Source organism: Leeuwenhoekiella blandensis MED217 (assembly GCF_000152985.1).
GTDB classification, from domain to species: Bacteria; Bacteroidota; Bacteroidia; order Flavobacteriales; family Flavobacteriaceae; genus Leeuwenhoekiella; species Leeuwenhoekiella blandensis.
Genome location: NZ_CH672395.1, coordinates 2,350,319 through 2,362,340, shown reverse-complemented (window position 1 = coordinate 2,362,340; position 12,022 = coordinate 2,350,319). Strand labels below are relative to the sequence as shown.

11 protein-coding genes are annotated in these 12,022 nt (G+C 37.8%); 5 read left to right on the top strand and 6 right to left on the bottom strand.

Going from position 1 to position 12,022, the window contains the following annotated elements:
* Window positions 1-28: 28 nt before the first annotated feature.
* From ggt to MED217_RS10140, 3 genes are read right to left on the bottom strand one after another with little or no spacing between them, the layout of a single operon-like run.
* Complete coding sequence (gene ggt / locus MED217_RS10150) at window positions 29-1,783, bottom strand: gamma-glutamyltransferase (protein ID WP_009780425.1); 1,755 nt, start codon at window positions 1,781-1,783, stop codon at window positions 29-31.
* A 4-nt stretch (window positions 1,784-1,787) separates the two neighbouring features.
* Entirely contained in the window at window positions 1,788-2,399 is a 612-nt protein-coding gene (locus tag MED217_RS10145) for an acyl carrier protein phosphodiesterase (RefSeq protein ID WP_040532739.1), read from the bottom strand.
* 53 nt (window positions 2,400-2,452) lie between these two features.
* Window positions 2,453-3,082 carry an acyloxyacyl hydrolase gene (locus MED217_RS10140; RefSeq protein WP_009780423.1) on the bottom strand — a complete coding sequence of 210 codons (630 nt, stop codon included), beginning with the start codon at window positions 3,080-3,082 and terminating at the stop codon, window positions 2,453-2,455.
* Between the two features lie 156 nt (window positions 3,083-3,238).
* Here MED217_RS10140 and glmM point away from each other — a divergent pair, with 156 nt between their 5' ends.
* Entirely contained in the window at window positions 3,239-4,627 is a 1,389-nt protein-coding gene (glmM, locus tag MED217_RS10135) for a phosphoglucosamine mutase (RefSeq protein WP_009780422.1), read from the top strand.
* Between the two features lie 3 nt (window positions 4,628-4,630).
* Here glmM and MED217_RS10130 read toward each other — a convergent pair whose 3' ends face one another.
* A complete protein-coding gene (locus MED217_RS10130; RefSeq protein ID WP_262494761.1) occupies window positions 4,631-5,518 on the bottom strand; it encodes a lysophospholipid acyltransferase family protein in 888 nt (295 codons plus the stop codon).
* Window positions 5,519-5,642: 124 nt separating this feature from the next.
* Between MED217_RS10130 and MED217_RS10125 the strand changes: the two genes are divergently transcribed.
* Window positions 5,643-6,293 (top strand): rhomboid family intramembrane serine protease, encoded by a 651-nt coding sequence (locus MED217_RS10125; protein ID WP_009780420.1) that lies wholly within the window; start codon window positions 5,643-5,645, stop codon window positions 6,291-6,293.
* A 44-nt stretch (window positions 6,294-6,337) separates the two neighbouring features.
* Window positions 6,338-7,018 (top strand): SIMPL domain-containing protein, encoded by a 681-nt coding sequence (locus tag MED217_RS10120; protein WP_009780419.1) that lies wholly within the window; start codon window positions 6,338-6,340, stop codon window positions 7,016-7,018.
* Window positions 7,019-7,046: 28 nt separating this feature from the next.
* On the opposite strand, the gene MED217_RS10115 is transcribed toward MED217_RS10120, so the two are convergent.
* Together MED217_RS10115 and MED217_RS10110 are read right to left on the bottom strand one after the other, a co-directional pair.
* Window positions 7,047-8,165 carry a GNAT family N-acetyltransferase gene (locus MED217_RS10115; RefSeq protein ID WP_009780418.1) on the bottom strand — a complete coding sequence of 373 codons (1,119 nt, stop codon included), beginning with the start codon at window positions 8,163-8,165 and terminating at the stop codon, window positions 7,047-7,049.
* A gap of 40 nt (window positions 8,166-8,205) precedes the next feature.
* Window positions 8,206-9,096 carry a transporter gene (locus MED217_RS10110; RefSeq protein WP_009780417.1) on the bottom strand — a complete coding sequence of 297 codons (891 nt, stop codon included), beginning with the start codon at window positions 9,094-9,096 and terminating at the stop codon, window positions 8,206-8,208.
* A 175-nt stretch (window positions 9,097-9,271) separates the two neighbouring features.
* Here MED217_RS10110 and MED217_RS10105 point away from each other — a divergent pair, with 175 nt between their 5' ends.
* Window positions 9,272-9,532: a DUF4834 family protein gene (locus MED217_RS10105; protein ID WP_040533453.1), complete on the top strand. Its 261-nt coding sequence runs from the start codon at window positions 9,272-9,274 to the stop codon at window positions 9,530-9,532.
* Window positions 9,533-9,560: 28 nt separating this feature from the next.
* A complete protein-coding gene (locus MED217_RS10100; RefSeq protein WP_009780415.1) occupies window positions 9,561-12,002 on the top strand; it encodes a YfhO family protein in 2,442 nt (813 codons plus the stop codon).
* Window positions 12,003-12,022 lie beyond the last annotated feature (20 nt).

Genomic DNA, 12,022 nt, shown 5'->3' with positions numbered 1-12,022 from the left:
TAAATATATACTCATAAGGTTATAGCTGTTAAAATCCAACAGCAGTATCATCACCTCTTCGGTCTGCGCCACCTTCTAGAGAGCCATCAGGTAAAACAAGCACACCATCTACTTTCCCTAATATGACACTGTTCTCTTGACGGATTTCATATCCTTTATTACTTAAGGTGTCTAAAAGCTCTTTACCAAAAGCATCAGGTTCAAAAGTAACTACATCAGGTAGCCATTGGTGATGAAAACGAGGCGCGTCAACTGCTTCTTGCATTCCGTAGTCAAAAACAGCGACATTAAGAATCGTCTGTAAAACCGAAGTAATAATAGTTGATCCTCCCGGAGTACCTACAGTCATCCAAAGCTTGCCTTCTTTTTCAACAATGGTGGGAGTCATAGAACTCAACATTCGTTTTTGAGGTTCAATTTTATTCGCTTCAGCACCAATAAGTCCAAACATATTCGGCTCGCCAGGTTTTACGCTAAAATCATCCATCTCATTATTTAAAAAGAAGCCCAATTCATCAACATACAATTTTGAGCCGTAGGCACCATTTAAAGTTGTGGTAAGCGCCACAGCATTACCATATTGATCAATTAGCGAAAAATGCGTAGTCTCCATAGACTCATAACCGGAGATCACTCCGTGTTTAACTTCTGAAGAAGGTGTAGCCTTATCAAAACTAAAGTTTGTCATACGCTTCACCGCATAATCTTTGCTAGTAAGTGAATCAATTGGAATGTCATTAAAATCAGGATCGCCCAAAAAGAAACTACGATCTGCATACGCGCGACGTTCTGCTTCTGTAATTACTTGAATGCTTTTTACAGAATTGTGACCGAAAGATTTAAGATCGTAAGGCTCGATCATTTTTAAAATTTCAGCAAGACACACGCCACCACTCGATGGAGGAGGCATCCCGATCACACGTAAATTTTTATAGTTTGAGATAATTGGTTTTCGCCATACCGCTTCGTAACTTTTTAAATCATCAAGTGTGATTATTCCACCGTGGTTTTGAATGAATTCAACAAGCTTTTGGGCAGTTTCTCCCTCGTAAAATTCCTGTTTTCCATTTGCAGCAATTCGCTTTAAGGTTTCAGCCAATTGCGGATTTTTAACCAAATCTCCAGACTTAATTTTAGTAGAATCGCTCTCACGAAACCCAATAGAATACAAGGTTTCCTTTTCGTTTACTTTATCAAAAACCGAAGCATAATATTGAAAGCGTGCCAATTGATTATCGGTAATCTGGTATCCGTTTTCTGCCAACTCAATCACGGGTTGTAGAATTTCTGCCATAGGTAAGGATCCCAATTTCTCGTGAATAGCAAACATACCGGCGATGCTCCCGGGAACCCCTACAGCTAAAGGTCCTTGGCGGCTTAAGGAATCAACAGGATTTCCTTCAGCATCAAGATACATATCGTGAGTAGCGGCTATAGGAGCTTTTTCTCTATAATCAATACTACCAACTTCACCATTTGCTTTGCGATACACCATAAAACCACCACCGCCTAAACTTCCTGCAAAAGGATATGCCACGTTAAGCGCCATATCTACAGCAATTAAAGCGTCAAAAGCATTTCCACCTTTACGCATAATTTCGGCACCAATTCTTGAGGCTTCTTCGCGGGCAGAAACCACCATAATACTATCGGCGATTTTGCCACGTTCAATAGTGCGTTCATGCGGAGTTTCAGTTTTACAGGCTGTTAAGACGATAAAAAAACTCAGGATCAAACATTTTGAAAAAGCCAAAATATGAGAGGTGTAATTTTTTAAAAGCATATGGTCAGGTGTTTTTAATTCTAAATTGAATATCGAGTTCTTTGATTCGATTGGAGCAAAAAGCTTTTAATTCGTCAAAAAACAAGGTGAATTCATTTTCAAAGTCGTGGTAATGTAATTGTAAATCTTCAACCGCACGATCCATTCCACTTATATTTTTGGTCCGTCGATTCATATTGTATAATACGGTGGCAATTCCACTGATTTCGGCATAACTCAATAACCAATTGTCTGCGATCATATGTGGTACCATACGTTGAATTGAAGGCGTAAGCAACTCAAAATGTTCATCGAGTAAATCGTAAAAGTCTTCTACATATGGCGCCAGTGGTTTGCGATGGTATTTTTTCCAGTTTTTAGCTAAAAAATGATCATAAAGAATGTCTACTATGACACCGCTATAATGACTGTATTTAGGATGCAGTCTTTTTGTGCTTTGCTTTACGATGGGGTGCGAGTCAGTAAAGCTATCAATACTACGGTGCAGTAAAATACCTTTTTGAAGTTGTGGTCTATAGGTCTGGTACTGCTTTCCTTTGATACCATCTGCCATAAAATTGCCAAGCTTTAAAAGCGTATCATTGCCGGAGAGGTATATATGGGCTAAAAAATTCACAGGCTTAAATTACAAATTATCAGGATAAGCCTGCCTATAGATTTTCTGAAAAATTAAAGCCTGTATGCTAAGCCTATATTGAACTCTATAGCATCATAACCTTCGTTAGGTTGTTTGATTTCGGCATTAGAAACATGCCTAAAACCAAGTCGTAAATCCAGCACAAGTTCTTTTAAAAAGTTATAATTCAATCCTAAAGCAAGATTATCAGAAAAGCCAATACCTTTAGCCATACGCTCTGAACCTTTGTCAAAATAACCCGGACCAATACTGGCCAAACCATACATATTTAGATTTTCTGTAATTGATGTTCGTAAGATCACACCACAATTCATGATGTATTCGTTGATGGTTTTGAGGGTCATCAATTGCGTTCTGTACGCACTAAAAACATCGGGATGACCGGCAAACCAAGGATTGTAAAGCTTATGGTGCGCTCTATTAATCTCAGGCTGAAAGATAAAGTCATAGTCTATTTTTCCTGATTTAATTCGGTAGAGTATTTGAATTTTGTGCAGGTAGACTTCGTAATAATAATCGTCGTCTTTAAAAATAAAATTGTCTACCGAAGCATATCCAAAATTGAAGCCTAGTTGATAAAACCGACCTTGTACATTTTCTTGAGCGCAAGTATCAAAAGTAAGACCGAAAAGAAGAAAAATAAGTGTAAAATACCTCCACATAAACTGATATTGCGTTGTTATTCAATTTAATAGGGGTGTGTTGGGAGGTGTAAAGTTTAAAAAATCTTAGGAGATAGTTTAATGCTATATTTGCATAAAGTAATACAGGATGCATCTGCAAAGTGTAATTCTGTCTAATTAAAATGAAATAAAGAAATGACCCTAATAAAATCTATTTCAGGAATACGTGGTACCATAGGAGGAACGCCCGAAGATAATTTGACACCTATTGATGCGGTTAAATTTGCAGCAGCTTACGGTACTTTTATCAAAAAGCAACGAAATAAGGACGAGTATAAAATTGTCGTGGGGCGCGATGCGCGCTTGAGTGGTGAGATGCTGCAACAGTTGGTGATGCAAACCTTAGTAGGTTTAGGTATAGACGTTGTAGACCTTGACCTTTCAACTACACCAACCGTTGAACTGGCAGTAAAGCTAGAACACGCCGATGGTGGAATTATCCTAACCGCATCTCACAATCCTAAACAGTGGAATGCTTTAAAACTTCTTGATAAGAATGGCGAATTTCTCAATGCTGAAGCCGGTGCCGAAATTCTAAAAATAGCAAGTGAGGCTTCGGTTTCCTTTGCAGAAGTAGATCAATTGGGAGCGATACATAAAAATGATGCGTATATCGACATTCATATTGACGAAGTGCTCGACCTTGAATTGGTTGATGAAGATGCAATTAAGGCAGCAAATTTTAAAATTGTAGTAGATGGTGTAAATTCTACCGGAGGTATTGCGATCCCAATGCTTCTGGAACGTTTGGGTGTTTATGTAGAAAAATTATATTGTGAGCCTACTGGAAACTTTCCGCACAATCCAGAGCCTTTAAAAGAACATCTTTCTGATATCTGTAAATTGGTTCCTGAAGAAAATGCCGATTTAGGAATTGTAGTTGATCCAGATGTTGACCGTCTTGCTTTTATTGATGAAACCGGCGAAATGTTTGGTGAAGAATATACGCTTGTCGCTTGTGCAGATTATGTGTTGAGTGAAAACCCCGGAGACACCGTTTCTAATTTAAGTTCATCTAGAGCCTTACGCGACGTCACTCAAAAGCACGGCGGCACGTATCACGCAGCTGCAGTTGGAGAGGTGAATGTAGTGACCAAAATGAAAGAGGTGAACGCGGTGATTGGAGGAGAAGGTAATGGCGGAATCATTTTTCCTGAATCACACTACGGAAGAGATGCATTAGTTGGCGTCGCACTATTTTTAACACACTTGGCAAAAAAGAAGATTAAAGTAAGTGAGTTGCGTGCAAGCTATCCCGCTTATTTTATGAGTAAAAAGAAAATAGAATTAACACCAACTTTAGATGTTGATGGTATTCTAAAAGAAATTGAAAAGCGCTATCAGGAGGAAGAAGTAAACACCATTGATGGAGTGAAAATTGATTTTGAAAACCATTGGGTACATCTCAGAAAATCAAATACAGAACCTATCATTCGAATCTATACCGAAGCAGGAAGTCAATCTGAAGCAGATCAAGTTGCTGATGGTATGATCGCAGCGATCAAAACGATAGCAGGTATCTAAATTTTAAAGCGCATGTTTAAAGCGTTTATGCGTCCATAAATAATACTCCGGATTTTCTTTGATCTGAGCTTCGAGAAGTTTAGCAAAAACGTCTGTGATTTTATGATCAGGGAGTGTGTTAGGATCTTCGGTGATTACTTTAAAAGAGGCTGTGTAATAGCCTCTTTTTATTTTGTTTACAGCAAGATAGATAACCGGCATATCTTCAGATTTTGCCAGGCGTTCAACTCCCGAAAAGAACGGTACATTCTGTCCTAAAAAATCTGTGCAGTGATAATGTTTTCTAGTCTTTGGCGATTGATCTGCTATAAATGCATAGGTTGCCATTTTACCGGCGCGTTGTTGTTTTCTAATAATGAAGGTAGCTTCTTTATTGGCGATTAATTTTGAATTCCATTTTTCTCTGATTTCGTGAATGAGTTTATCAAAATATGGGTTTTTTATGCGCTTGTAAATTCCGTAGCCGTTATGTTCAAAATAAAACTGAAGTGCAGTAAGCCACTCATAACTGGCATAATGTCCCATCATAATCAGCGAACTGCGTTGTTCTTTGACCAATTTTTCAACAATGGTTAGATCGTCAAACTGAAAGCGTTTCTTCAATTCTTCTGCAGAGATTGAAATAGATTTGATCATCTCAAGAAACATATCGCACATATGTTTGTAGAATCTTTTCTCAATGGCTTTTCTTTCAGCATCAGACTTTTCAGGAAATGCTGTTTTTAGGTTAAAACGCACGGTTTTTTTACGATAACCAACAACATAGTAAACAAGGATAAAAATTCCATCAGATACTTTGTAGAACAGCCAGAACGGAAGTTTTGAAATTATCCACAAGAGGGGATATACCAGCCAGTAGAGTAGGCGTTGCATGTGCGATGATTTTTTGATTCTAATCTGTCGTGCTCAAAAAAAGGACTCCTTTTGTTGGAAAAAGGCTATTTGTAAACCATTTGATTTTAGCGGCACTTAGTGCGCAAATATAGGTATATTTGAAAGCAAAATTTGAGCTTTTATGGGTGATTTAAATTTAATTACCGTAGTCGTTATAGGGATCAATGTATTGATCTCAATGAAGGGTTTTAACGATTATTCTTTTTTTGAAAAATATAAGTTTAACACCGGAGCGGTGCGTCGTGGTGAACACATACGCATTCTTTCTTCTGGCTTTTTGCACGTAAGTACTTCCCATTTGTTTTTTAATATGTTGACGCTCTATTTCTTTGCGCCAATCGTTATTGGTCTTTTAGGAAATTGGGAGTTTATTGTGGTGTATTTAGGAAGTTTAGTTTTAGGAAATTTGCTTTCCTATTATTTTCATAAGGATGAGTACCATTTTTCGGCGGTTGGAGCAAGTGGCGCCGTTTCCGGCATCTTATATTCAGCGATTTTACTTAATCCTGATATGAGTTTGTATATGTTTTTTATACCGGTTCCCATCCCGGCGTATATTTTTGGAATAGGTTATTTGTTGTATTCCATTTATGGGATGCGTGCTAACAATGATAACATAGGTCACGATGCTCATTTTGGCGGAGCAGTGGGTGGTTATGTTATTACTTTGTTAATGGCTCCTGTGCTTCTTCAGATTAACACCTTGATGGTAGGCTTGTTAGCGATTCCTATTGTAATTTTATTTATCCTGAACAAGACCGGCAAGATTTAATGGCATAGGTCTTGCTTTTATGTGATAAATAAAAAACAACTATTATGAAATCTATTTTAATTCTTGCCATAACTGCTGTGACAAGTATGGCTAGCGCACAATCAATTCAACCTACAGTAAATGTAACAGGAGAAGGAAAAGTAATTGCTGTTCCTGATGAAGTTACTATTAGAATGGGAGTTCAAACCGAAGGTAAAGATGCTAAAACGGTAAAGGCGGAAAATGATACAAGTGTTGATAAAGTGCTTGATTATTTATTGAAAATGAATATTCCGCAGAACCAGGTGCAGACCGAATATGTTAATCTAAACAAGAATTACGATTACAATACAAAAACGTATAATTACCGTGCGAGTCAGACGATTTCTGTAAAACTGAAGGATTTGTCTACTTATGACAAAATCATGGCTGGTCTTGTATCTTCAGGGATTAACACGATAAACGGTGTAGAATTTTCTTCTTCAAAGATGGAAGCTTATGAAGCAGAAGCGCGCAAAAAGGCGGTAGCAAATGCAAAAGAAAAAGCAACAGAATATGCAGGTGTTTTAGGTCAAAGTATAGGAAAAGCTGTTGCGATCTCAGAGTTAGGAACTAGCGCGCCACAGCCACAACCTATGTATAAAGTTGCAATGGCAGAATCAGCTGATGCTACACAACGCACTTTAGCTCCTGGAGAATTAACGATTACCTCAAAAATTCAAGTAAGCTTTATGCTTCTTGAGTAATCCTATAAAGAATGAATTTCTGAAGGGCTTATAAATCACGTTTATAAGTCCTTCTTCTTTTATGCAGCTGATGGTCGTATTTTTTCCAAAGCTGTTGAATCGCCTTATTTTCTTCGAGTTCAGGATTGGTTTCTACTTGAGTAATTCCATTTGCAGTAAATAAATCTTGCATCGTCTGGAAGATCGCTGCGGTAACTCCTTTTCCTTGATATTCAGGATCAATACCTATAAGATAGAAAGCGGCTGTATCGTTGTTTTTACGTGCACGCAATAGATGAATAAATCCAAAAGGCCATAAACTTCCATTTGCTTTTTTAAGGGCTTTACTAAAGGATGGCATCGTGATCGCAAAGGCAATGAGTTTACCTTCAGCATTCTCAATACATTTGATGTAATGTGGATTGATGTATTTGATATACTTATCCTTATAATGATCGATTTGGTATTGCTGAATAGGAACAAAAGTACTCAGATCATTGTAGGTTTTGTTGAGTAAACCAAACATATCGTCTACGTAAGGTAGAATCTCCTTACTATTTTTAAAATGAATAAGTTTTAAGTTGTAGCGCTCAACGATAATACGCGCAAACTTTTCAACTTTTTCTGGAGACTTTTCAGGAATCTGAATTTTATATTCTACCCATTCTGAAGCTTTCTCAAAATTGAGTTTTTCAAAATGCTCTTTGTAATAAGGATGATTATACCAAGTGATCATGGTATTGAGATACTCGAAGCCTTCAATGAGCATTCCGGCTTTTTCCATATTGCTAAAGCCAACGGGACCTTCAATCCACTTAAGATCATTGGCACGACCTATTTCTTCAACCTGTGCAATTAGTGCTTTGGTTACCTCAAGATCATCGATAGCATCAAACCACCCAAAACGCATTTTAGGCTTTCCTTGCTCGTTTATTTCGATATGATTAATGATGGCTGCAATACGCCCTACCGGTTTTTTTCCTTTAAAAGCCAAAAAGAAGCGGGCTTCGGCATTTTTAAAAACAGGATTTTTTTCAGGATCCATGCTTTCAAGTTCGTCGTTGATCAACGGCGGAACCCAGTTACTGCTTTTATCATAAAGTGAAAACGGAAACTTGACAAACTGCGTCAGTTCCTGTTTTGTTTTCATTTCTTTTATTGTAATCATTCTACTCTAACTAATATAGCGTGTAAAGGTAACCGTATTTTTATTTCTGCGGAAGCAATTCGTCATTGCTGTGAAAATCCAGCCGGTAAGATAAACCTAAACCTAATTGTTGTCGGCTGGGAGTTTCTTTAAAATTTATTAATGCGCTTATATCTACTTGTAAATCTTTTGTAATTAAATAAGCACCACCAAAGCGAAAAATATCATCTGCATAGATATCGCTCATAATAACCTGAAATTCTGCAAAAGCAGCGATTTTAGGATTAAAAGAGTGGGTCATTGTTGTGATCCAGGCTTTGGTAGGATAATCGGTTAAAAACTGATCGTATATAAAATTATTTACCCATACCCAACGTCCCCAGTTATGCTGCGTGATAACCATGGCTTTGGGTGTGAAACCAGATTGACTTTCTGGTAAAAAGGGATTGTTTTCTTCGTAAACATAATTCGCTCCAGAAAACACCGAAACAGCAGGAATCAAGGTGCGCCATTTAAAAGCTCTGTTTGCATGATAACTGTAAAGATTTATCTTCTCTTCATAATTTTTGTAGGGATCATAAAGCAAATATTTTGCACCTATCGTAACCATAGGAAAACCACTGTGAGAATATGGTTCAGCATTTCCTGAGGTTGGTGTGATATCTTCATATAAGTAAGAACCACTAAAGTTAAACTCAAGTTGTTCTTTCACGGCTCCATATCGCAATTGAAACTCTCCACCAATATTATCTGTTTCGGTAAACAGTAAATTGTGGGATTCTCGACCCATTGTGGCACCTAATTCAGCTTGAAAAACACCGCGTCCTACTGCAAAAGCGCCTTGAGATTGCCCAGGTCTGTTTGAGTTTATAGTTTCAGTATACTGGGAGCTAGCCTGTTGCGTAGCTAAGCATAGCAAAAGCGATAAACTAAATAGCAATCGTACCGGCATAGTTTCTGATTTTCTTAAAATTAGGAGCTAGAGATTTAAAACCTCAACCTCACAAACATAATGTAAAAATAAGAGATAGCCTAACTATTAAAGAGAAGCGGGACCTTAGGATTTATTCTTTTTTTTAAGGCTAAAACGTATGCTATTGGTTAATTTTGCTTCAAATCTTGTATCGATGAAGTTTATACAGACACTACTTATAATTCTCCTTATATTTTTTGGTTTACGCATCCTTTTCAGACTGCTATCGCCTTATATAATGCGTTATTTGGCCAAAAAAGTAGGGCAACGTTTTCAAAATATGGCTCAAGGTTATGGTCAGCAAAATGCTCCTTCAGAAAAGGAAGGTGAAACAATAATTGATCAAGTACCTAACCGGGAAAAGCGTTCAAATAAAAATGTGGGAGAGTATATCGATTATGAAGAAATTGACTAATTTCCACGCTTTAGTTTAGCTTACATTTATGACCTTCTCAATCAAAAAAATAGTGCCACACCTCGCTGTGGTTTTAGTATTTATAGTTACTGCATTGCTTTATTTTAGTCCGGTTTTATCTGGTAAAAAGATGTTTCAAAGCGATATTCAACAATATCGTGGGATGGCTAAGGAACAGATGGACTATAGAGCGCAAACGGGTGAAGAGCCCTATTGGACCGATGCAGCCTTCGGCGGAATGCCTACCTATCAATTGGGAGCAAAATATCCTTATAATTGGATCAAGAGTTTAGATCTCAGTATTCGATTCTTACCCAGACCGGCAGATTATTTATTCCTTTACTTCATAGGATTTTACATATTACTTTTAGTCTTAAGATTAGATTGGAAATATGCCGGTTTAGGTGCCTTAGCTTTTGGTTTTTCAAGTTATCTCATCATCATTTTAGGTGTTGGTCACAATGCAAAAGCCCACGCAATTGCTTATATGCCGCTGGTTTTAAGCGGAATAATATTAACATTCAGGAAAAAATACATTTGGGGATTTATTCTCACCGCAGTGGCAATGGCATTGGAGATTGTTGCCAATCACGTGCAAATGACCTACTACCTAATGCTGCTTGTTCTAGTGCTCGGGGTTGCCTATTTAATAGATGCAGTTCGCAAAAACGAATTACCTCATTTTTTTAAAAGCGTAGGGATTTTGGTTCTGGCAGTAGTTCTGGCAATTGGGACGAATGCTGCGAGTTTAATGGCTACTTCAGAATATAGTGCGTTTAGTACCCGTGGAAAAAGTGAGCTGTCAATTAATCCTGACGGGACTGCAAAGCAAGATGCTAGCGGACTTGATAAAGCATATATCAACCAATACAGTTACGGTATTTCTGAGACCTTAGACCTCTTCATTGCCGGTCTCTACGGAGGATCAAATTCTGAACCGTATAACAAAGACAGCGCGTTTACCGAATTTCTCTTAAAACAAGGAGTGCCGCCAGCACAGGTTGAGTCTATTTTTGGTCAGTTTCGTTTGTATTATTGGGGAAGTCAGCCTGGAGTTTCTGGTCCTGCATATCTTGGAGCCGTTGTGGTTTTTCTTTTTGTTCTGGGGATTTTTATGGTAAAAGGCCGCTTAAAATGGTGGTTGCTTGGAGGAACTATTCTATCACTTCTTTTAAGCTACGGGGGCAACCTCTCTTGGTTCACCGATTTATGGATCGACTATTTCCCACTATATGATAAATTTAGAGCGGTAACTTCTATACAGGTTATTGCAGAAGTTTGTGTGCCGGTATTGGCTGTTTTCGGTCTTTATAAAATTTTACAGAAAACCGAAGCAAAAGAGGATAAATTAAAAGCTTTGAAGTGGACCACCGGAATTACAGGGGGAGTTTCACTTATCATATTGCTCTTCAACGGGACGCTTTTTTCTTTTGCAGGTGGGAACGATGCTTACTACATTCAGAATTTTGGAATGGAGTTTATAAGTGCTGTCAAAGATGATCGAAAAGCACTTCTTATAAAGGATACGCTTAAGACACTTATTTTGGTGCTAATTGCAGCCGGACTGATTTGGTTCTATATCAAAAAGAAATTGTCAGAAACCCAAGTCATTGTCGTGATGGCTATTCTTATAGTTTTTGATTTGGTGCAAGTAGACCGTCGTTATGTGAATACCGAAAATTTTATGGCAGCACGTTTGGTAGAACAACCTTTTCAGGCTACTCAAGCCGATAAACAAATTCTACAAGACACTACACGCTATCGGGTTTTTGAGCAAAGCATAGGTTTAAATGGTGCGCGCACGAGTTATTTTCATAATTCAATAGGAGGATATCACGGGGCAAAACCGGCTCGATTACAGGATTTGGCAGAATTTTATTTATATCAAGGAAACATTCAACCGCTCAATTTGCTTAATGTAAAATACATCATTACTCAAAATGAAGAAGGAGCAGAGCAGGTACAGATCAATCCACAGGCAAATGGGAATGTTTGGTTTGTACAAAATGTAAAGATTGTGCCCGATGCAGATACCGAGATCTTAGCTTTAGATAGTTTGAATACGCGTCAAACTGCTATCGTTCAAAAGAAGTTTGCAAATGAAATTACTTCTAAAATCTTTCCGGTAGATTCAACTGATTCTATCGAACTCGTTGCGCATCAACCCAATTATCTAAAATATAAATCAAATAGTGCCACAGAAAAGCTGGCGGTTTTCAGTGAGGTTTATTATCCTGAAGGCTGGAATGTTTATGTAGATGGTGAGGAAGCAGATTACTTTAAAGCAGATTATATTTTGCGCGCAATGATGGTTCCTAAAGGAACTCATATAATCGAATTTAAGTTTGAACCTGAAGTGGTAAAAACCGGAAGTAAGATAAGTTTAGCTAGTAATATCGTTTTGATATTGATCGTGCTCGGAGGTTTGTTTTATGGCTATCGTAAGAAGACTGCTACAGCTGAAGCTTAACTTGTGATCAAATTTTCATT